Origin of the sequence: Streptomyces monashensis (assembly GCF_001866665.1) — a bacterium.
Lineage (GTDB): Bacteria > Actinomycetota > Actinomycetes > Streptomycetales > Streptomycetaceae > Streptomyces > Streptomyces monashensis.
Window position 1 is genome coordinate 1 of record NZ_MLYO01000032.1, and the last position, 19,549, is coordinate 19,549.

The 19,549-nt window shown below is 72.1% G+C and carries 20 protein-coding genes and 1 pseudogene; 9 read left to right on the plus strand and 12 right to left on the minus strand.

Annotated features, from left to right (window positions below; translation table 11 throughout):
• Positions 1-71 precede the first annotated feature (71 nt).
• Complete coding sequence (locus tag BIV23_RS18935) at positions 72-1,709, minus strand: FadD3 family acyl-CoA ligase (protein WP_071382079.1); 1,638 nt, start codon at positions 1,707-1,709, stop codon at positions 72-74.
• Positions 1,710-1,808: 99 nt separating this feature from the next.
• On the opposite strand from BIV23_RS18935, the gene BIV23_RS18940 reads away from it, so the two are divergent.
• The 3 genes from BIV23_RS18940 to BIV23_RS18950 are packed head-to-tail and all read left to right on the plus strand — an operon-like array spanning position 1,809 to position 4,155.
• On the plus strand, positions 1,809-2,963 hold the full coding sequence (locus BIV23_RS18940; protein WP_071372629.1) for a lipid-transfer protein: 1,155 nt from the start codon (positions 1,809-1,811) through the stop codon (positions 2,961-2,963).
• An 11-nt stretch (positions 2,964-2,974) separates the two neighbouring features.
• Positions 2,975-3,382: a Zn-ribbon domain-containing OB-fold protein gene (locus BIV23_RS18945; protein WP_071382080.1), complete on the plus strand. Its 408-nt coding sequence runs from the start codon at positions 2,975-2,977 to the stop codon at positions 3,380-3,382.
• Positions 3,379-4,155, plus strand: a complete 777-nt coding sequence (locus BIV23_RS18950) for an enoyl-CoA hydratase/isomerase family protein (protein ID WP_425443499.1) — start codon at positions 3,379-3,381, stop codon at positions 4,153-4,155. The genes BIV23_RS18945 and BIV23_RS18950 overlap by 4 nt, the downstream gene beginning before the upstream one ends.
• 153 nt (positions 4,156-4,308) lie before the next feature.
• Here the strand turns inward: BIV23_RS18950 and BIV23_RS18955 are convergent, their stop codons facing one another.
• Positions 4,309-6,654 carry a serine/threonine-protein kinase gene (locus BIV23_RS18955; protein ID WP_071382082.1) on the minus strand — a complete coding sequence of 782 codons (2,346 nt, stop codon included), beginning with the start codon at positions 6,652-6,654 and terminating at the stop codon, positions 4,309-4,311.
• Positions 6,655-6,852: 198 nt separating this feature from the next.
• Positions 6,853-7,527 (minus strand): AfsK-binding protein KbpA, encoded by a 675-nt coding sequence (kbpA, locus tag BIV23_RS18960; RefSeq protein WP_071382205.1) that lies wholly within the window; start codon positions 7,525-7,527, stop codon positions 6,853-6,855.
• A 272-nt stretch (positions 7,528-7,799) separates the two neighbouring features.
• Between kbpA and BIV23_RS18965 the strand changes: the two genes are divergently transcribed.
• The gene (locus BIV23_RS18965; protein ID WP_071382083.1) at positions 7,800-8,435 is read left to right on the plus strand and encodes a TetR family transcriptional regulator; all 636 of its coding nucleotides are present in this window, start codon (positions 7,800-7,802) and stop codon (positions 8,433-8,435) included.
• Between the two features lie 76 nt (positions 8,436-8,511).
• Here BIV23_RS18965 and BIV23_RS18970 read toward each other — a convergent pair whose 3' ends face one another.
• Entirely contained in the window at positions 8,512-8,964 is a 453-nt protein-coding gene (locus BIV23_RS18970; protein ID WP_071382084.1) for an Lrp/AsnC family transcriptional regulator, read from the minus strand.
• Positions 8,965-9,046: 82 nt separating this feature from the next.
• Here BIV23_RS18970 and BIV23_RS18975 point away from each other — a divergent pair, with 82 nt between their 5' ends.
• Positions 9,047-9,691 (plus strand): LysE family translocator, encoded by a 645-nt coding sequence (locus tag BIV23_RS18975; protein ID WP_071382085.1) that lies wholly within the window; start codon positions 9,047-9,049, stop codon positions 9,689-9,691.
• On the opposite strand, the gene BIV23_RS18980 is transcribed toward BIV23_RS18975, so the two are convergent.
• Both BIV23_RS18980 and BIV23_RS18985 read right to left on the minus strand, forming a co-directional pair.
• Positions 9,681-10,151: a nitroreductase family deazaflavin-dependent oxidoreductase gene (locus tag BIV23_RS18980; protein ID WP_071382086.1), complete on the minus strand. Its 471-nt coding sequence runs from the start codon at positions 10,149-10,151 to the stop codon at positions 9,681-9,683. The genes BIV23_RS18975 and BIV23_RS18980 overlap by 11 nt on opposite strands.
• Positions 10,148-11,386, minus strand: a complete 1,239-nt coding sequence (locus BIV23_RS18985) for an acyl-CoA dehydrogenase family protein (protein WP_071382087.1) — start codon at positions 11,384-11,386, stop codon at positions 10,148-10,150. The genes BIV23_RS18980 and BIV23_RS18985 overlap by 4 nt, the downstream gene beginning before the upstream one ends.
• 108 nt (positions 11,387-11,494) lie before the next feature.
• On the opposite strand from BIV23_RS18985, the gene BIV23_RS18990 reads away from it, so the two are divergent.
• The 3 genes and pseudogenes from BIV23_RS18990 to BIV23_RS19000 all read left to right on the plus strand — a co-directional run bounded on the left by BIV23_RS18990 (position 11,495) and on the right by BIV23_RS19000 (position 13,644).
• Positions 11,495-12,667 (plus strand): thiolase C-terminal domain-containing protein, encoded by a 1,173-nt coding sequence (locus BIV23_RS18990; RefSeq protein ID WP_071382088.1) that lies wholly within the window; start codon positions 11,495-11,497, stop codon positions 12,665-12,667.
• Positions 12,668-12,761: 94 nt separating this feature from the next.
• Positions 12,762-12,899, plus strand: a pseudogene (locus BIV23_RS51945) (pyridoxamine 5'-phosphate oxidase family protein); the annotation flags it as partial.
• 79 nt (positions 12,900-12,978) lie between these two features.
• The gene (locus BIV23_RS19000) at positions 12,979-13,644 is read left to right on the plus strand and encodes a pyridoxine/pyridoxamine 5'-phosphate oxidase (RefSeq protein ID WP_071382206.1); all 666 of its coding nucleotides are present in this window, start codon (positions 12,979-12,981) and stop codon (positions 13,642-13,644) included.
• A gap of 23 nt (positions 13,645-13,667) precedes the next feature.
• Here the strand turns inward: BIV23_RS19000 and BIV23_RS51950 are convergent, their stop codons facing one another.
• The 5 genes from BIV23_RS51950 to BIV23_RS19020 form a co-directional block, all read right to left on the minus strand.
• On the minus strand, positions 13,668-14,057 hold the full coding sequence (locus tag BIV23_RS51950; protein WP_071382089.1) for a hypothetical protein: 390 nt from the start codon (positions 14,055-14,057) through the stop codon (positions 13,668-13,670).
• 116 nt (positions 14,058-14,173) lie between these two features.
• A complete protein-coding gene (locus BIV23_RS19010; protein ID WP_071382090.1) occupies positions 14,174-14,698 on the minus strand; it encodes a GNAT family N-acetyltransferase in 525 nt (174 codons plus the stop codon).
• Between the two features lie 25 nt (positions 14,699-14,723).
• A complete protein-coding gene (locus BIV23_RS19015) occupies positions 14,724-16,016 on the minus strand; it encodes an asparagine synthase-related protein (RefSeq protein ID WP_245790574.1) in 1,293 nt (430 codons plus the stop codon).
• A 345-nt stretch (positions 16,017-16,361) separates the two neighbouring features.
• Complete coding sequence (locus BIV23_RS50390; RefSeq protein WP_177239952.1) at positions 16,362-16,523, minus strand: hypothetical protein; 162 nt, start codon at positions 16,521-16,523, stop codon at positions 16,362-16,364.
• A gap of 157 nt (positions 16,524-16,680) precedes the next feature.
• On the minus strand, positions 16,681-17,139 hold the full coding sequence (locus tag BIV23_RS19020; protein ID WP_079173241.1) for an ATP-binding protein: 459 nt from the start codon (positions 17,137-17,139) through the stop codon (positions 16,681-16,683).
• A 189-nt stretch (positions 17,140-17,328) separates the two neighbouring features.
• Between BIV23_RS19020 and BIV23_RS19025 the strand changes: the two genes are divergently transcribed.
• Complete coding sequence (locus BIV23_RS19025) at positions 17,329-18,663, plus strand: NsdA family TPR-like regulatory protein (protein ID WP_071382093.1); 1,335 nt, start codon at positions 17,329-17,331, stop codon at positions 18,661-18,663.
• Between the two features lie 6 nt (positions 18,664-18,669).
• On the opposite strand, the gene BIV23_RS19030 is transcribed toward BIV23_RS19025, so the two are convergent.
• Positions 18,670-19,536: a GNAT family N-acetyltransferase gene (locus BIV23_RS19030; RefSeq protein WP_071382094.1), complete on the minus strand. Its 867-nt coding sequence runs from the start codon at positions 19,534-19,536 to the stop codon at positions 18,670-18,672.
• Between the last annotated feature and the right edge of the window lie 13 nt (positions 19,537-19,549).

Consider the following 19,549-nt stretch of genomic DNA (forward strand, 5'->3'; position numbering starts at 1 on the left):
TACACACCTCGCGGAAGCACGACACTGGCCAAAGAAGCGGGCGGCCCCAGGGCGACCTCTCCGACCTCGGATCAGTACAACCCCCTGCCTTCACCCCCTCGCCCCCTCCCCCGCAGCTCTCCCTTCATCACCTTCCCGCTCGCGTTCCTCGGCAGTTCGGGGACGAATTCGACTGCCCTCGGGACCTTGTAGTTGGCCATCTCGCGGCGGGACCAGGCGATCAGGTCGTCGGCGGTGAGGGGGGAACCCGGGCGGCGGACGACGTACGCCTTGCCGACCTCCCCCAGCCGTGCGTCCGGTACGCCGATCACGGCCGCCTCCCGCACCTCGGGGTGGAGGGCGAGGAGTTGCTCTATCTCAGCCGGGTACGCGTTGAAGCCGCCGACGATGAACATGTCCTTGATCCGGTCGGTGATGCGGAGGTTGCCCGACCCGTCCAGGACGCCCACGTCGCCCGTGCGCAGCCAGCCGTCCGGTGAGATCGTCTCCGCCGTCGCCCCGGTGTCGCCGTAGTAGCCCCGCATGACGTTGAAGCCGCGCACCAGGATCTCGCCCGCCTCGCCGGTCGGCGCCGGTGCGCCCGATGCGTCCACCACCCTCAGCTCCGTGCCCGGGATCGCACGGCCGGATGTCGATGCGATCAGCGCCGGATCGTCGCCCCGGCGGCACATCGTGACGACCCCGCTCGCCTCGGACAGGCCGTACGCGGTGAGGACCGTCTCCACGCCCAGTTCCCCGCGCAGGCGCTCCACCAGGAGCAGCGGGACGACCGCCGCGCCGGTCACCACCAGGCGCAGGGCGGAGAGGTCGTGGGCGTCCCGGGAAGGGTGGTCCAGCAACGACTGGTGGAGGGCCGGCGGGCCGGGGAGTACCGACACCCGTTCCGCCGCGATGTTCGCCAGCGCCGTCTCCACGTTGAACACCGGCTGCGGGATCATCGTCGCCCCGCGCGTCAGGCAGGCGATCACCCCCGCCTTGTAGCCGAAGGTGTGGAAGAAGGGGTTGACGATGAGGTAGCGGTCCGTGGCGCGCAGACCGGCCAGGTCGGCCCAGATGTCGTACGCCCGCAGTGTCTGCCCGTGTGTGATCATCGCGCCCTTGGGGCGGCCCGTCGTACCCGACGTGTAGACGATGTCCGAGAGTGAGTCGGCCGACAACTCCGCCTCCCTCGACCGTACTTCCTCCCCCGATACCCCCTCCCCTCCCGCCAGGAAGTCCTTCCACGTCCGGAACTCCGGTGGTGCGTCCTCGGACAGGACCACCGCGTCCGTCAGCTCGGGCAGCCCCGGCAGTGGGCCCCGGGTGCCGGTGCCGGGTGCTTCCGTGCCCTCTCCGGCCGCTCTGCGCAGGGATGCCACGTACGACGTGCCGAGGAACGTGCCCGTCACGAAGAGCAGCCGGGCCCCGCTGCGGCGCAGTACGTCCGCCGCTTCCGCGCCCTTGAAGCGGGTGTTGAGGGGGACGAGGACGGCGCCCGCGCTCACCGCGCCCAGCGCGGCGACGATCCAGTCGAGGGAGTTGGGGGCCCAGACCGCGACGCGGTCGCCGGTGCGTACACCGCTCGCGATGCAGGCGGCCGCCGAGCGGTCCACCCGTGCGCCGAGCTCGGCGTACGTGATCCTCGTCCGGCCGTCCACCACGGCCTCGCCGTCCGCGTACCGCTTGGCCGACCACCGCACCAGCTCCGGAACAGTCCCCCAGTCGCCCATGACAGGCTCCCTTCACCACCTCGCACGCACCTGACTGTCCGTCAGATTAGCTGTAATCTGACATGCAGTCAGGTGTGAGGACGCGATGAGGGGGACACCATGGCAGCCGCCGGACTGAAGGACGCCACCGCCGTCGTCGGGATCGGGCAGACCTCGTTCGCCCGGCATCTGCCGGAGGACGAGAAGACGCTCGCCTGCCGGGCCGTGCTCGCGGCACTCGACGACGCCGGGATCGCGCCCGGCGAGGTCGACGCGCTCGCCTCCTACACCATGGAGGAGACCGACGAGGTCGAGCTGGCGAAGGCGGTCGGGTTCGGGGATCTGACCTTCTTCAGCAAGGTGGGGTACGGCGGGGGCGGGTCCTGCGCGACCGTCGCGCACCTCGCCGCCGCCATCGCCTCCGGGCAGGCCTCCGTGGGCGTGGCATGGCGGTCCCGGAAGCGGGGCAGCGGGCCGCGGCCGTGGACGAACACCACCGTCCAACTCCCCACCCCCGCCCAGTGGACCCGGCCCTTCGGGCTGCTGCGGCCCGCCGACGAGATAGCCATGCTGGCGCGGCGGTACATGCACGAGTACGGGGCCACCCGCGACCACCTCTTCAACGTCGCCCTGGCCTGTCGCAACCGCGCCAACCAGAACCCGGCCGCCGTGATGTACGAACGGCCGCTGACCCGCGAGATGTACATGACCGCCCGCTGGATCAGCGAGCCGCTCTGCCTCTTCGACAACTGCCTGGAGACGGACGGGGCGTTGGCCTGTGTGGTCGTCGGGCGGGAGCGGGCGCGGGACTGCCGGCAGCGGCCCGTCTACGTCCACTCCGCCGCCCAGGGGCTGCCCGCACAGCACCACGGGATGGTCAACTACTGGAACGACGACCCGCTCACCGGGCCCGCCTGGAGCACCGCCCGGCAGCTGTGGAAGCACGCCGACCTCACGCCGGACGACGTGGACGTGGCGCAGATCTACGACGCCTTCACCGCCCTCGTCCCGCTCTCGCTGGAGGGGTACGGCTTCTGCGGGCGGGGTGAAGGGGGCGCGTTCACGGAAGGGGGCGCGATCGAGATCGGGGGGCGGCTGCCGCTCAACACCTCCGGGGGCGGGCTCTCCGAGGCCTATGTGCACGGCTTCAACCTCATCACCGAAGGGGTGAAGCAGCTGCGCGGCACCAGCACCGCCCAGGTGCCCGGCGCCGCCACCTGCCTGGTCACCGCCGGCGAGGGCGTGCCCACCTCCGCCCTCCTCCTCAGGAACTGAAGGAGCCGACCATGCTGACCCCCGTCACCGACGCCGACGGCGCCCCCTTCTGGGAGTACGCGGCCCGCGGTGAACTGCGCGTCCAGGCCTGCGGCGACTGCGGTGAGCCGCGCTTCCCGCCCCGGCCCTGCTGCCCGCACTGCCAGTCGTTCGCGAGCAAGTGGCGGGCGGTGTCGGGGAGGGGGCGGATCTGGTCGTACGTCGTGCCGCATCCCCCGCTGCTGCCCGCGTACGCGGAGCAGGCGCCGTACAACGTCGTCGTGGTGGAGCTGGAGGACGCTCCCCGTATCCGGCTCGTGGGCAACGTGGTCGGGCGGGCCGGGGATCCTCTCGACTCCCTCGATCCGGGGCGGCTTCGGATCGGGGCGCGGGTGCGTGTCGTGTTCGCCGGAGGCCTGCCGCAGTGGGTTCTGTCGTGAACACCGTCCGGGTCGACGTCGACAAGGACACCGGTGTCGCCGTCGTCACGCTGGACCGGCCCGCGCGGCTCAACGCCGTCGATCTGGAGATGGTCCGTGAACTGACCGGTGTATGGCGGGAGTTCAGGGTCGACGACGCGGTGCGGGCGGTCGTGCTCACCGGGAGCGGCGAGCGGGCCTTCTGCACCGGGATCGACCGGGACGTCGTCGTGCCGCAGCCGTCGTCGCCGTACATGCAGGACGATCCGCTGCTGCGGCTCGGGCCCAAGGCGAACGACCTGTGGAAGCCGGTCGTGGCCGCCGTGCGCGGGATGGCCTGCGGGGGTGCCTTCTATCTGCTCGGCGAGTGCGATGTCGTCGTCGCCGATCCGACGGCCGTCTTCTTCGATCCGCACACCTCGTACGGCATGGTCAGCGCTTACGAGTCCATGCTGCTGGCCGCGCGGATGCCGTACGGGGAGGTGGCCCGGATGATGCTCATGGGCACCGCGGAACGGATCTCCGCCCGGCGGGCCCATGAGATCGGTCTCGTGTCGGAAGTCACGGAGGAGGGCGGGGCGTTGGCCGCCGCGGTGCGCTGCGCGGGCGTGATCGCCGGGTATCCGGCGGGGGGTGTGCAGGGGACCGTGCGGGCGCTGTGGGCGGCACGGGAGGCGGCGCTGGCGCAGGCGTTCGCGCAGGCGCCGCACCTCATCGCCCTCGGCAATCTGCCGGCCGGGCGGCAGACGGAGCTGTTCGCGGGGCGGCGCGGCGGAGGCTTCCGGGTGCGGTGACCGTCCGTCGTCACCGGCGGCACCGCATGGCGGGTGTCCGGGGCCGGGGGTAGCGTCAGCCGTGGGACGGCCGCCGTCCGGAGCCCTTTCCGTGACAACCGGTACGACGGCCGTCACGCACGCCGCCGGGCGAGGCCGCGCTGTGCCGTCCCGCTATGCCGTCCGCGCCGTGCCCGTGCCCTTCTCCGCGTCCAGCGCGTACACGCACCGGTCCTTGCTGCACGCGTACACCACGCCGTCCTTGACCACCGGGGAGCCGGTGATCTCGCCGCCCGTCGCCAGCTTCCAGCGCAGCCGGCCGTCGTCGGCCTTGAGGGTGTAGAGGAGGTGGTCGGTGGAGCCGAAGTGGATGCGGCCCTCGGCCACCGCGGGCGCGCCCACGACGTCACCGCCCGCCTGGAAGCGCCACTTGGGCGTGCCGGTGACCGCGTCCAGGGTGTAGAGCGCCTTCCCGCTGCCCACGTGGACATGACCGGCGGCGACCAGGACCGGCTCGATCGAGGAGCGGGCCTCGGTCGCGATGCGCCAGCGGTCGCGGCCGTCGGTGGCGTCGAGGGCGTAGACCGTGCCGAGGTAGTCGGCGAGGTAGACGCCGCCGCCCGTGACCGCCGGGCCGGGCGCGAAGGTCGGCGGGCTCAGGAAGACCGCCGGGGCCTCGAAGTGCCAGCGGACCATGCCGCTCGCCGCCTCGACGGCGATCACCCGGGTGCCCGCGGAGACGTAGACGTAGCCGTCGACGGCCGGGGTGAGGCGCACGGGCACACCGCCGCAGGAGGCCGCGTCGCCGACCGGGTACGACCAGCGCTCCTCGCCGGTGCGGGCCTCCAGGGCGCGCAGCCGGCCGTTCTGCCACACGTAGACCGTGCCGTCGTGGACGAGCGGGCCGGCCTCGGGGGACTCGAAGTCGGTCTGGCAGCCGCTGGTCTCCCACAGCTTCTGCCCGGTGGCGGCCTCCCAGGCCTGGACGCCGCCGCCGCGGGTGCCGGTGACGACCGTGCCGTGGTCGGCCTTCAGGGAGTACACCCAGGCGTCCGTCGACAGCCGCCACAGGTCGGTGCCCTCGCGGGCGTCCAGGGCGAACAGGGTCGGGCCGTCGGAGGCGTGGATACGGCCGTCCGCCACCGCCATGGACCAGGCGACGTCCCGTGTCTTGAAGCGCCGGCGGCCGGTGGCCACGTCCAGGGCGTGCACCTCGAAGGAGGTGACGTAGACCAGGTCGCCGCCCACGGTGGGGGTGCCCCAGACATCGTTGGACATGCGGAACCGCCAGGGGCGCCAGCCGCTCGCCGTCTCCGGGGGCACGGGCGGCGCGGCCGGCAGGGCGGGGTCGGCGCCGGCGACGCCGGGGCGCGGGCGGGACCAGGTGGCCACCAGGCCGGCCTCCGGCGGGGGCGCCTTGACGGCGGCGGCGCGGGCGTCGGCGACGCGCGGGCCGGGGCCGATGGGCACCTGGGCGCCGGCGAGGCGGACCGGTCCGGCGTCGGGGACGCCGACGGGCGCCTGCGGGGCGGGGTCGTACGAGGGCAGCGGGGGGACCGCCGAACGGCCGCCGCTGCGGCCGCCGCCGGTGCCGGCCGGGGTGGCGGGCCTGGGGGCGGGGCGGCCGCCGCCGCGGCGGGACTCGATGAGGGCGACGGCCTTCTCGGGCAGCCAGGCCGAGGCGGTGCCGCTGTCGTCGGAGCCGGAGCCGAAGAGATGGGGGGCGAGCTGGGCCTGGAGGTCGGCCGGGGAGGGGCGGCCCGCGGCCTCCATCTGCATGCAGACCTCGATGAGCGGGCGCAGCTCGTCGGGCAGGCCGGTCAGGTCCGGGCCCTCGCGCAGCAGCATGAAGACCGTCTCGACCGGGTTGGCGCCGTGGAAGGGCGGGTGGCCGGTCGCCGCGAAGACCAGCATGGAGCCGAGCGAGAAGACGTCGCTGGCGCCGGTGACGCTGCGGGAGTCCTTGGCCTGCTCCGGTGACATGTAGGCGGGGGTGCCGACGGCGACGTTCGTCATGGTCAGGCGCGTGTTCGAGACACCGGACGCGATGCCGAAGTCGATCACCCGGGGGCCGTCCTCGACCACGAGGACGTTGGACGGCTTCAGATCCCGGTGCACGAGTCCCGCACCGTGGATGGACTGGAGGGCCTCGGCGACGCCCGCCGCGAGCCAGCGCACGGCCTGGGCCGGGAGGGGCCCGCAGTCGTTCACTATCTCTTCGAGGGAGGGCGCGGGCACGTAGGCCGTGGCCAGCCAGGGCACGGCGGCGCGCGGGTCGGCGTCGACCACGGCGGCCGTGTAGAACCCGGAGACCGCGCGGGCCGCCTCCACCTCACGGGTGAAGCGGACGCGGAAGAGCTGGTCCTCGGCCAGTTCGGTGCGCACCGTCTTGATCGCCACGCGCCGGCCGGACGCCGAGCGCGCGAGATAGACCAGCCCCATGCCGCCGGCGCCCAGCCGCCCCAGCACCTCGAACGGCCCGATCCGCCGCGGATCGTGCTGCGTCAGCTGATCCACCACTTGCCTGCCACCTCCCCGTACTGGCCGCGCCACCCCATATGTACGCGACCGACGTGCAGCGTCTCACCACCGCACCGCCGTGGCGGCACGCACCCTGATTCTTCCTGGCCGGGCGGCTCGTTGCGAACCCGGCGAAAAATCGGGGTGTCTGGCACTTAATCCGATCAAAGCGGACGGATTGCCGCCGCGTCGGCCGGATCATCGCTGCAATAGTGCGAACGACGCCCCCTGATTGTCGGTGACGACCGCCACAGCTCCGTACGACGTCTCGAAGGGTGGCGCCTGCACCCGGCCGCCGAGCCGCTGGACGGCCCCGAGGGCGTCACCCAGGCCGGTGACCCGGAAGTGGGCGAGGACGTGCGGGGGCATCTCGGCCGGGAACACCTCGGTGACCTCGGCCCGCCCGAAGTCGGGCTCGGCGCCCGCGCCGAAGAGGGCGTCGTGGAAGAGCGTGCCGTAGAAGGTGTTGGCGGCGGAGATGTCGCGCGTGTACAGCTGGGCCCAGACGAAGCTGCCGGGCTCGCGGCGGACCCCGAAGCCCCGGTGCCGGCCCGGCTGCCACAGGCCGAACACCGCACCCTCGGAGTCGGCGGCGAGGGCGGCGGTGCCCAGGTCGTCCAGCGGGGTGGGCGCCGTCACCACCTGTCCGCCGGCCGCGAGGATCCGCCGGGTGAAGGCGTCGGCGTCCGGGGTGGCGAAGTACACCGTCCATACGGTGGGCATCCGGCCGTCGGTCTTGGGCACGAGCGCGGCGACCGGCCGCCCGTCCAGCCGGGCCCAGACCGAGGAGCCGTACGCGTCCTCGAAGGACCACCCGAACAGCTCGCCGTAGAAGCGCTTGCCCGCCTCGACGTCGGGCAGCTGGGCGTCCACCCAGCAGGGCACGCCCTCCCCGTACGGCTCAGCCGCGCCTGCCGCCTCGACCACTTCCCCCTCGACCACTTCTTCCGCCCCGTCCACCTCTTCCACCCCATCCGACGCTTCGTTCGCGGATGCCCTGTTTTCGGCCATGCCGCCAACGTAACCGGCCCGCCCGCACCCCGCAGACCAGGCACTCCACCCCCAGAGCACCCATGCACCCCATTTGCAGTCGGCCGAATCGCGCTCCGATCACCCCTCGGTAAGCTGACGGCATGACAGGACAAGTGCGTACCGTCGACGGCCGCGTGGCCGGACGGCGTGGGCAGGCGACCCGGCAGAAGCTGCTCGACTGCCTCAGCGAGATGCTCAGCTCCTCCCCGTACCGGGACGTCAAGGTCATCGATGTCGCCCGGAAAGCGGGCACTTCGCCCGCGACCTTCTATCAGTACTTCCCGGACGTCGAAGGTGCCGTCCTGGAGATCGCCGAGCAAATGGCCACCGAGGGCGCCGGGTTGACCGAGCTGCTCGAAGGGCGGTCGTGGGCCGGCAAGTCCGGGTGGCAGACCGCGCAGGAACTCGTGGACGGATTCCTGGAGTTCTGGCGGAAGAACGACGCCATCCTGCGGGTGGTCGACCTTGGCGCGGCCGAAGGGGACAAACGGTTCTACAAACTCAGGATGAAGATCCTGAACTCGGTGAACAACTCCCTCGCGGACTCGATCGCCGAACTCCAGGCCAAGGGCAGGGTCGACAAGGACGTGAACCCGGCGGCGGTGGCCGGCTCGCTCGTCGCGATGCTCGCGGCGGTGGCGGCCCACCAGAAGGGCTTCTCGACCTGGGGCGTGAAACAGGCCGAACTGAAGCCGAACCTCGCGCTGTTGGTCCACCTGGGCGTGACGGGAAAGAAGCCGAGCAAATAGGCCCTCCTTCTTTCTCCCTCCCCAAGTCCTGTCTGGCAGGCGGCGGTTCACTCATGATGAGCCGCCGCCTGCGCTGTCATGCGGGCAGCGGCCGGTCCCGTACGACGTGCTTCATCACCAGGGTCGACGTCAGCCGCTGCACGCCCGGCAGGGTCGCGAGCCGGTCGTCGTACAGCCGTTGGAAGGCGGCGAGGTCGGCCGTGGCGATGCGCAGCAGATAGTCGGGCTCGCCGAACAGCCGCTGGGCGTCGAGCACGTGCTCCAGCTCGCTGACCGCCCGCTCGAAGTCGGCCACCGTGTCCCGGTCCTCCTGCCGCATGGACACGAAGACCAGTGCCTCGAAGTTCAGCCCGAGCGCGCCCGGGTCGACCACCGCGCGGTAGCCCTCGATGGCGCCGGAGCGCTCCAGCTCGCGCAGCCGCCGGTGGCAGGGCGAGACGCTCAGCCGCACCCGCGCGGCCAGCTCGGTCACGGTCAGCCGCCCGTCCTGCTGGAGCTCGGCAAGGATTTTCCGATCAACGTCGTCCATGAGGCAGATCTTCCCTCTGAATGCTGGAGGACGGGGAAACTTCGGGAACACTTTTGGGCCAATCGCACCTAATGTCACCGGCATGGATTCGGGACTGCTCTTCTCCTTCCTCGCCGTGGACCTGCTGCTGGTGGGCGTACCGGGTGCCGACTGGGCGTACGTCATCGCGACGGCCCTGCGCGGCCGCTCGGTGCCGCGCGCGGTGGCGGGCCTGGTCTCGGGGTACGCCCTGCACACGGTCCTGGCGACGGCAGGTCTGGCGGTCCTGGTGGCGGGCTCGCCGAAGCTGCTGACCGCGCTGACGGTCGCGGGCGCCGGGTACCTGCTGTGGCTGGGGTGGGGGGTCCTGCGGCGCCCGGCCGTACCCGGCGCGGACGGGGCCCCGGACACGGCCCCGGAGGGGACCTCGCAGGCGGCCGAGGGGCGGCTCTTCCTCCGGGGCGCCACGATCAGCGGCCTGAACCCCAAGGGCCTGCTGCTGTACCTCTCCGTCCTCCCCCAGTTCCTCACCCTGCGCGGGGCCCATCTGCCGGTCCCGGCCCAGACGGCGGCCCTCGGCCTGCTGCACATGGCGTGCTGCGCGGCCGTCTATCTCACCGTGGGCGTCCTGGCCCGCGCCCTGCTGTCCGCCCGGCCCGCGGCGGCCCGGGCGGTGACCCGGACGTCGGGGGCGGCGATGCTGGGCATCGGGGCGATACTCCTCGTGGAGCGCCTGGCTACCTTGTGACCAGACGGAACAGCCGGATCTCCCTCGTCACCCGCTCCTGGTAGGCGGCGTACGGCGGCCAGAACGCCACGGCCGACCGCCAGGCCGCCGCCCGCTCCTCCCCCTCCAGCAGCCGGGCCGCCACCGGGATGTCCCGCCCCTTCCAGCTGATCGAGGCGTCCGGATGGACGAGGAGGTTGTGGGTCCACGCCGGATGGCCCGGACGGCCGAAGTTGGAGCCGACGAGCAGCCAGCTCCGTCCGTCCGCCTGCGGCACACAGGCCAGCGGAGTCCTGCGGGGCAGCCCGCTGCGGGCACCGGTGGACGTGAGGATCACGCCGGGCAGCATCTGCGCGCTGAGCAGCACCCGGCCCCGGGTGAGCCGGTGCACGGCGCGGTCGAGGGCCGGGATCACATGCGGGGCGACCTTCGCGAACCCCCGCGTCGAGGACACCTTCTGCACGGTCCGGACGCCGATCACACCGCCACCTCCCCGCGCCCGAACAGCCCGGCGGCCTCGGCGGCGCGCTCCCGCAGCCGGTGCGGCGGGCCGAACAGCAGCTCGTCCCCGGCCGCCCGCTTGAAGTACAGGTGGGCGTCGTGCTCCCAGGTGAAGCCGATCCCGCCGTGCAGCTGGATGCCCTCGGCGGCGGCCAGCCGCAGCGCCTCCAGGGCCTGGGCGAGGGCCAGCCCGCCGGCCGTCCCACCCGCCTCCCGCCGCCGCCCTTCCAACGAGGCGCTTCGCGCCGCACCTTCTGATTCCTGTGCGGTCGCCCAGGCGGCGTAGTACGCGGCCGAGCGGGCCGCCTGCACCGCCACGTACACCTCGGCCAGCCGGTGCTTCACCGCCTGGAAGGAGCCGATCGGCCGGCCGAACTGCTCGCGCTGCCCGACGTACTCCACGGTCCGCTCCAGCGCCCGGTCGGCCGCCCCGACGGCCTCGCAGGCGAGCACGGCGGCGACCGAGCCCCCCAGGCCGGCGAGGGCAGGCAGCACCTCCGTGTCCTCCTCCCCCAGCAACTCGGCGTGCACGTCGCGCAGTTGGACGCGTGCCTGGGGGCGGGTGGCGTCGAGGGCGGTCTGCCGTACCCGGACGACCCCCGGGGCGTCGCCCGGCACCAGGAACAGCCGGGTCCGGGCGCGGGCGAAGCCGCCGGTGTGCGCGGCGACGAGCAGCAGCCCGGCGCTGTGCCCGTCGAGCACCTGGTCGGCCTGCCCGTACAGCAGCCAGCCGTCCGCCGCGCGCCGGGCCTGGACACCGCCGGCCCGGCCGCCGCCGGCCGAGAAGTCGCCGTTGTCGCCGGTCAGGGCGAGCGCGGTGGCGAGGCCGGTGCCCGGTACGGCGAGGGCGGCGGTGAGGGTGCCGGATGCGAGGCGGGGCAGCAGTCCGGCGCGCTGGGCCTCCGTACCGAGGGCGAGCACGAGGGGCGCCACGAGCACGGCCGTGGCGAGCAGCGGGGTGGGGGCGAGGGCGCGGCCGGTCTCCTCGCAGGCGAGGGCCAGTTCGGTGACCGGACAGCCGATCCCGCCGTACCGCTCGGGCAGGGCGAGCCCCGGCAGGCCGAGCCGGTCGGCGAGGGCGGACCAGAGGGCGGGGTCGTGCCCGGCGGGGGCGTCGAGGGCGGCGCGCAGTTCCTCGGGGCCGCAGCGCTTGTGGAGGAGTTCGCGCAGGGTGCGGCGGATCTCGTCCTGTTCGGCGGTGAGACGCGTGTCCATGGCTTTCCCCTGCCTCTTCGCTGCCTCTTCCCGGCCTCTTCCGCCGGATCTGACGGTCCGTCATATTAGGAGCGCCGAAGCGAGATGCACAGGGGACGGAGGACCCGTATGACTGCCGGGAGCCGGAGAGTCGCCGTGGTCGGGGTGGCGCTGTCGGACTGCGGGCGGGTGGCCGACGCGACGCCGTACACGCTGCACGCGCAGGCGGCCCGCCGCGCCCTCGCGGACGCCGGACTGGACCGCGCGGTGGTCGACGGCCTCGCCTCCGCCGGCCTCGGCACGCTGGCGCCGGTCGAGGTCGCCGAGTACCTGGGCCTCCGCCCGACCTGGGTGGACTCCACCTCGGTCGGCGGTTCGACCTGGGAGGTGATGGCGGCGCACGCGGCGGACGCCATCGCGGCGGGCCACGCGAACGCCGTCCTCCTCGTCTACGGCTCCACGGCCCGCGCCGACATCAAGGCGGGCCGCCGGACGGGCGACCTGTCCTTCGGCGCGCGCGGCCCCCTCCAGTTCGAGGTCCCCTACGGCCACACCCTGATCGCCAAGTACGCGATGGCCGCCCGCCGCCACATGCTCGAACACGGCACGAGGGTCGAGCAGTTGGCGGAGGTGGCGGTGCAGGCGCGGGCGAACGCCGCGCTGAACCCGGAGGCGATGTTCCGCACCCCGGTCACGGTGGACGACGTACTCGACGGCCCGATGATCGCCGACCCGTTCACCAAGCTGCACTGCTGCATCCGCTCGGACGGCGGCGCGGCGGTGCTGCTGGCCGCCGAGGAGTACGTACGGGACTGCCGTACGGCCCCCGTCTGGATCCTCGGCACCGGCGAGCACACCTCGCACGCGGCGATGTCCGAGTGGCCGGACTTCACGGTCTCCCCGGCGGCGGTGAGCGGCCGGCTCGCCTTCGAGCGGGCCGGGGTGCGGGCGCGGGAGATGGACTTCGCGCAGATCTACGACGCCTTCACCTACATGACCCTGGTGACCCTGGAGGACCTGGGCTTCTGCGGGAAGGGCGAGGGCGGGGCGTTCGTGGAGAAGGGGCGGCTGCTGGTGCGGGGCGGGGAGCTGCCGGTGAACACGGACGGGGGCGGGCTGTCGGCCCAACACCCCGGGATGCGCGGGCTGTTCCTGCTGGTGGAGGCCGTGCGGCAGCTGCGCGGGGAGGCGGGCGAACGGCAGGTGCGGGGCCGGGACGGTCAGCCGCCCCGGCTCGGGGTCGCCTCGGGGACGGGGGGATGGTTCTGTTCGTCCGGGACGGTGGTGCTCGGCCGGAACTGATCGGCCGGGCGGCCGCGCGGGAAGACGGTCCGTACCGGCCGCCGTTGCCGCGGCCGCACACCGGACAGCTGGAGGAGACCGACTTGGCGCCCGCCGCGCGGAGCGCGAGGCGTTCCCGGCCGAGCCGCACGTCGCCGCGCCGGCGGTGGACGCGGGCCCGGGGCGGGCGCCGCTGACCGTGCCGATCCGGTACCGGTACGAGCCCGGCGGGGGCGTATGGATCATGACGGGGCGGGGTCCCATGAGCACGGGGCGCGGGCACACGGCGGTGACCACGGGGATGTGACCAGCGGGATGTGACCATGGTGGGCATGGCAACTGATCTCCCGGCACTGCTGAGGTCGCTGCGGGTGTGGGACGCGGGCACGACGACGCTGCCCGCCTTCGACCCGGACACCGCCCCGCCGACGCCCCTGCTCCTCTTCACGGACTGGTTCGCGGACGCGGTGGCGGCCGGGCAGCCGGAGCCGCACACGATGTCGCTGGCGACCGTGGACGAGGAGGGGCGGCCGGACGTACGGATCGTGATGCTGCACGGCGCCGACGCGGACGGCTGGGCCTTCGCCACCCACCGCACCAGCCGCAAGGGCCGCGCCCTCGCCGCCCACCCGCACGCCGCCCTGGCCTTCTACTGGCCGGTACTGGGCCGCCAGGTCCGGATGCGCGGCCCGGTGACGGCGGCCCCCTCGACCGAGAGCCAGGCGGATCTGCACGCCCGCTCGACGGGCGCGCTGGCGGCGGCGCTCACGGGCCGCCAGAGCGACGACCTCTCCTCGCTGGACGAGCTGCGCCGGGCCTCGGAGGCCGCCTGGGACCGGGCCCGCGCGAACCCGTCCGAGCCGTCCCCGACCTGGACCCTGTACCGGCTGCGCCCCCGGACGGTGGAGTTCTTCCAGGGCGACCCGGAGCGCCGGCATGTGCGGCTGGAGTACCGGAGCACGGAGTTCGGGTGGAGCAGGGGGTTGTTGTGGCCGTGACGCCGTAGCCGCCTATGCCGCCTTCAGCTCGCTCCCACTCCCATCGGAACCGGGCGGGTACCGGCGCTGACGTGCACACCGTGGATCACGCTCGGCCCCACGTCGATGCCGCGTTCCGACATCTCCAGCGCCCAACGCCGTTCCGCCTGTGCCCGCCGCTTGGGGTCGTCCGGCCGCTTGCCGGGCTCGGCCAGCACATACGGACGTACCGATCCGATCGTGTCCAGGACGGGTCGCCGTTCGGCAACCTCGCGGGCGTACGGACTCTTGTGCTCCGGCAGGGAGTGCACGGACCACGAACACGTGGCGGGTGCCGCGCCCGGCCTGAAGGCCGGGGTCGCGCGGTGCTTCCCTCGGGCGGGCAGCAGCAGTGAGCACAGGCACGCGAGAGAGCGCGCGATAAGGTCGGCCATGTTCGTCAGCTCCCTTGCAGCTGATGGGCGTTCCGCCCCGGTGACGGCCTGCCCGCTGTCATCGGGGCTCTTTGTGGGCTGTTCCGAGCGCGTCGAAGAGGGTGGGCCAGGGTCCTCTACAGCGCCCAGAACCTCTCTTCCAGATCAGTGACGCGCTCGGCCCGGCGGCCCATCAGATAGACCTTGGTGTGTGTGCGCTGCACTTCGTGCACCAGCCTGAAGCCCTGGGTCTCGTTGTACCTCACCAATTCGGGGACGTAGCAGCCGCGGCGAACCCATGTACGCCCTTCCTGCGCGGCCCGGTCCACCGCCCACAGCCCCATCACGGTTCCCGGCTTCTTGTCGCGGTAAGCGGGATCGGTGACCGTCGAGTACAGGTAATGAGCCGACTCGTTCAGCTCGTCTACCGTCCAGCCCCATGAGGGAGTCTGTTCCTGGACGGTGGTACATCCGATGACGCGCCCGTCGTCCTCCGCGAGAACCCATACGTCGCCATCGGGATTCTCGGCCTGCCGGGCGAGTTCGGCCGCCTTCTCCCGCCAGCTCGGAAGCCCGCGTTCCTCCATCCAGTCGGAGCGGGCGAGGATCATGTCTTCGACGGCCGGGACGTCATCGGCTGTGGCCGAGCGCATGGCGAACATGCTGTCTCCTGATGGTTGGAGGGGACTACAGGAAGGACTGCGCGGCGAAGTGGAGGTCCAGGACTTCGAGCAGTTGCGCGTCTCCGTCCTCGCGGTACGGCTTCTCGGACAGTCGGCGGACAGCCATTCCAAGGCCGTCAGGGTCCACCAGCTTCTCGTCGAAGAGCGGCGAGCCGTCGTGGAGCATCTTGGCAAACAGAGGGCGAGCGATCGTGGTGAGCGTGTGCTGTACGACCTCCGCGAACGACTCGCGCTCTCGGGACTCGGTGACGTCCGGGCTCAGCCCGAGGGAGGCCAGCCGTCGCCGTTGGAGCTGCTTCAGCTCACGCCAGTGCATGGGCAGCCATTCGCCAAGCTGGACCATGCCCGGGTCGGCGAACGGGTGCACGGGCCAGATACCTGCTCGCATGAGTACCGGTGCCGTGGTCTCCAGCGAGAGCAAGGTCATCGAGTTGACAGCCGCAGGCGGAGCGATGCCGTCGTCGGCGAACTCCAGCGCGGCACGCGCTCGGTCTCCGATCCAGGGCAGGGCGTCGCTGATCTCGCCCATGGACCTGTGCGGATACTCGGTCTGCGACAGGGCCACCATCTCGTCTCCGCCGAGCCCGGTCACCACCGCACGAGCGCCGTGGTCGACCAGGACCTCGGTCAGCTTGGCGAACGGCCGGTGCAGGGGCTCCTCGTACGGGCTGATCTTCTCGCCCGTGACCCGGGCACACTCCGGCGACAACGGCGCGTACTCCAGGGCGTCGATCAGGTGATCCGGCTCGGCGAACGGCAGCGCCCTGATGATCTCCGAGCGTCGGCGGATCTGGTGGGCGCGCCCCGGGCCGGCGATCAGGAGAGCGGCAGTCGGGAAGCGGCCCGGGTACCGCTCGGCAAGGCGGGTCCCCACGGTGCCGGAGTCGAACCCGCCCGTGAGATGCAGCACCGTCTCGACTCGGTCGATCGGCCGGAGATCGAGTGCATCGTCCATCGCTTCCACGAACGTCCCGAGAACGTCCGCATCAGGAGCCAGTTCGCGCGGCCCGCTGTGCAACACCGGCTCGGGATGGTGCAGGTGGAGGTGGCCGCCGTAGATCGCCGTCGTCCGCTCGGTCACACGGTGGATGCCCCGGAACACGGTCTCGGTGCTGTACCGGGGCCGGTAGATCAGCAGCCGCGCGACTTCACGGGGGCTGAGGCCGGCGGTGTGTTCGGCGAGGTCGGCCATGTCCCACGACCCGTGCAGGCTCGCACGGTCGTGTGCGACGTAGAGCGGGGTGATGCCACCGGGGCCTGCGGTGACGCGGCACGGGTCACCGGGAGCGGTTTCCACGAACACGTAGTCCGTGGGCCATTGCTCCGCCAGAGTGCGAGCCTCCTCGAACTCACCGGAGGTGACGCTGCGCGGTGCCGGATCATACGTTCCCCGACCCACGACGCGCTCACGTACGACGAGAAGTGTGTGGTTACCGTCTGTGACAGCGACGTGTTCCACCAAGGGGTGCTCGTACGGGGCGATCTCGCTCATCCCGTCGGCAGTGAGGTAACGGTGTCCGTTCCATGTCCATACCGTGCTCGCATATGGAGTGAGGCGTAACTTGATCACGCGTGCTCTCCCTTCGGGTGAGCCCGAGGGGCGCGACGGTTTGCGTCCCCTCGGGCGTTGCGGCCGAGCGGTTCAGGTGGCGGTGGTGTCATACGTCTTGGCGCCGTCCGACGAACCCGCGACCTTCTTGTACTCGTGCGTCTCAGCCGGTGACTGCACCCGACGGTGGGCCTTCGTCGTGAACAGCTTGCCGAAGCGGCGGTTACGCTTCGGCGGGGGTGTGAACTCGTCCACTTTGCTCCTCCTTCAACTCTGCTGATGCGTCACGACTGTGGTGCGGGGTCCTGGCCGGGGCGGCAGGTACAACGTCCCGGGCCCCGGCCGGGGGGTCTGGTGTGGGAGGGCGGCACTGCCGTGCGGCCGTCGGCCATGGGCGCTCCGTACCGGCCGGTCACCGGCCGCACGTCAGCTCGACCCACACGGTTTTGCCGTTGCGTGACGGCTGTACCAGCCAGCGGGAGGCGAGAGCATTCACGATCGCCAACCCACGGCCCGTCTCGGCGTCGTCGGCGGCCTCCCGGCGCCGGACGCGTCGGCCCGACGGGTCCGTGACCGACAACCACACCGTGTGCCGGTCTGGACGCTCCAGCGTCAGACGGCAGGTGCCGGGTTCATCCGGCAGGAGGCACGCGGCACGGGCGTGCTGTACAGCGTTCGTCACCAGTTCCGAGACGACCGACACGACATCGTCCGCCATCGCCTCCAGCCCCCAACATGCCAATGTCGTACGCGCACTCAGCCTTGCCACGGACGCCGAGGACGGGTAGAGCGGAAGTGTCTGCGCGTAACCCGGAACCGATCCCATCAGGGGACTCAGGGCGGGAGTTGTGGGGAGTGCCGTAGTCGTCATGGTCGCCTCTTGTCGTCTCGGCGCCCGCCGGGTTCCCCCTCATGGGCGGGAAGGACCGGCGGGCCGTCAACCGGTCGGCCGGGAGTGATCACCGGACGGCCGGTAATCACTCAACCGCCTTACGTAGCGGCGGGTAAGGCGCGAGAGTGGAGATGGAGTTGCACAGGTTGCACACGCCCGGGGGTCTCGATGGGACGACAACCACTCACACCGAACGACGCTCTAGCGACGCTGATGCGAGAGGGGAACATCCAGAACGACCAGCTAGCACGCCGGGTCAATGCCGCCGGCGCCGAACTCGGCGTCAGCCTGTCCTACGGCAAAGCGGCCGTCTCGCAGTGGCTGAAAGGCCACCGGCCGAAGACGGAGGCGCGACCCGCCATCGCTGAGGCGCTCTCGCGCCTCCTCTCGCGCCCCGTAACGTCGGCGGAACTCGGCTGGGACGAAAGCCCCGCCGTCTCCCCGGACGTGGCGTCAGGGATCGTCGATCTCGGAAGGGCAGACATGGACCCATCCCGACGCGCTCTACTCGGCGCGGGCCTGTACTCGGCGGCACTGGCCATCCCCAGGTACGAGGACATCGCAGGCAGGATCGATCACGTCTCCGCCGGTCGCACTGTCCGTATCGGCCGGTCCGACGTGGGCACCGTCGAGCGGATGACGGAACGCATCGCGGACATCCTTGACGACCTCGGGGGCGGCCACGCCCGGCCCATGGCGGCGGCGTTCCTCGTCAACACGGTTGGTCCGTACCTGCGCGCGGACGGCACGGACGAGGTGAAGCGCGCCATGCGGGCGGCTGCTTCCGACCTCACGTACCTCACGGGCTGGATGGCCATGTACGAGCGACAACACGGCGTTGGCCAGCGCTACTACCTCAAGGCGCTGAAGCTCGCCGGCACGGCCGAGGACCACGTGACGTACTGCCGTACCCTGCGCGGCATGGCGTTGCAGGCGTCGAACCTCGGCTACGGCCCGAAGGCCCTCGAACTCGCCGACTCCGCCGCGGAAGCCGCGCCCGTTTCCGGACCCCGACTGGTGGCGTTCCTGCGTGGTCAACAGGCCCACGGCGCGGCCATGGTCGGGGACAGGCGCCAGGCGTTCGCCCGGCTCCGGGAAACCGAAGCGGCGCTCTCGCAAGCCGACGGCCGTAACGACCACATCGGCGGATACGACCGCGCCGCCTACGAATTCCACGTCGGGCACGTCATGTGGGAACTCGGCGACCGGCCCGGATCAGTCAAGGCCCTGCGCCGGTCGAACAAGGTACGCCCCACGAACGAGCGGCAGGGCCGCGTACACGCCACCGGTCTCCTCGCCTCTCGGCTCATGGAGATGCGACACGTAGAAGAGGCGTGCCGGGAATGGGACACGTTCCTGGACGAATACGCCGGTATCTCCAGCGTCCGAGGTGACGACCACTTCGCAACCCTCCGCAGGAGCATCCGGCCGTACGAGAAACTCCCAGCCGTGCGCGAACTGTCCTCGCGGGCCCGCGAGGTAGCTCGGCAGAAATCGGCCTGACCCGCCTCAGTCCCCGAACCCCCACACCGCGAAGTCCGCCACCGGCCGGTACCCGATCCGCTGGTACAGGCCGTTGCTCGTCGGGTTGGCGAGGTCCGTGAAGAGGACGACCTCCGTGGCCCCGGCCTCCCGCGCGGCCCGGCTCGCCGCCGCCGTGGCCGCGCCCGCGTAGCCCCGGCCGCGCAGCTCGGCCGGGGTGTAGACCGGGGCGATGCGGACCTGACCGGCGATCCGGGGGGTGACCCCGACGAGGGAGACGGGTGTGCCCTCGGCCGTCTCCCAGAGGGTGACACCGTCGTGGGAGAGGCGGGCGTCGGCCCACTCGCCCGGGTCCTGCCCGCGTGACGTTCCGACGTCCTCGTGGAAAGCGCCGTACCAGCGGGCCAGCAGCTCCCGGTCTCCCTCGTCGGCGATCCGCGCCCGTCCCTCGGGCCTCGGCTCCGGGACCGTCAACTCCTCCAGCCGGTACAGCCGTTGCCGCTGGCGGGCGCTGCCCGCCGCCCCCGTCCGCCGTTGCCAGGCCGCCGCGAAGGCATCCGCCGTCTCGCGCGCGGCGGAGATCGCGGTGACCGGGTGGTCCAGCTCGGCGAGACGGGCCGCCAGGGCGTCCGCCCGGTCCGGGGTGAGCGGGGTGACGTGCACGGGGAAGGGCGGGGTGTGGAGCAGGACCGCGCGGATCGGACCGTCCCCGTCTTCGGACAGGATGCCGAAGACGGGGTCCTCGGGGCCGAAGATGTGCGGGCCGCGGCGGCGCAGTCCGTCCGTCACGGTCAGCGGGACCGTGTGCAGGGCCGGGCGGGAGTGCAGGAAGTCTCCGGCGCGGGCGAGAAACTCGTCGAGGTCTTTGGTGAGATACCAGTTCTCAGGGCTCATGCACCCCTATGAT

Bases quoted from the DNA above. Each gene is read 5' to 3' on its own strand.
- BIV23_RS51950 (WP_071382089.1), bottom strand. From the start codon at position 14,057: ATGGCCGACCTTATCGCGCGCTCTCTCGCGTGCCTGTGCTCACTGCTG.
- BIV23_RS19020 (WP_079173241.1), bottom strand. From the start codon at position 17,139: ATGACGACTACGGCACTCCCCACAACTCCCGCCCTGAGTCCCCTGATG.
- BIV23_RS18940 (WP_071372629.1), top strand. From the start codon at position 1,809: ATGGCAGCCGCCGGACTGAAGGACGCCACCGCCGTCGTCGGGATCGGG.
- BIV23_RS18985 (WP_071382087.1), bottom strand. From the start codon at position 11,386: ATGGACACGCGTCTCACCGCCGAACAGGACGAGATCCGCCGCACCCTG.
- BIV23_RS18970 (WP_071382084.1), bottom strand. From the start codon at position 8,964: ATGGACGACGTTGATCGGAAAATCCTTGCCGAGCTCCAGCAGGACGGG.
- BIV23_RS19000 (WP_071382206.1), top strand. From the start codon at position 12,979: ATGGCAACTGATCTCCCGGCACTGCTGAGGTCGCTGCGGGTGTGGGAC.
- BIV23_RS18945 (WP_071382080.1), top strand. From the start codon at position 2,975: ATGCTGACCCCCGTCACCGACGCCGACGGCGCCCCCTTCTGGGAGTAC.
- BIV23_RS18975 (WP_071382085.1), top strand. From the start codon at position 9,047: ATGGATTCGGGACTGCTCTTCTCCTTCCTCGCCGTGGACCTGCTGCTG.
- BIV23_RS18935 (WP_071382079.1), bottom strand. From the start codon at position 1,709: ATGGGCGACTGGGGGACTGTTCCGGAGCTGGTGCGGTGGTCGGCCAAG.
- BIV23_RS18990 (WP_071382088.1), top strand. From the start codon at position 11,495: ATGACTGCCGGGAGCCGGAGAGTCGCCGTGGTCGGGGTGGCGCTGTCG.
- BIV23_RS19010 (WP_071382090.1), bottom strand. From the start codon at position 14,698: ATGTTCGCCATGCGCTCGGCCACAGCCGATGACGTCCCGGCCGTCGAA.
- BIV23_RS19025 (WP_071382093.1), top strand. From the start codon at position 17,329: ATGGGACGACAACCACTCACACCGAACGACGCTCTAGCGACGCTGATG.
- BIV23_RS19030 (WP_071382094.1), bottom strand. From the start codon at position 19,536: ATGAGCCCTGAGAACTGGTATCTCACCAAAGACCTCGACGAGTTTCTC.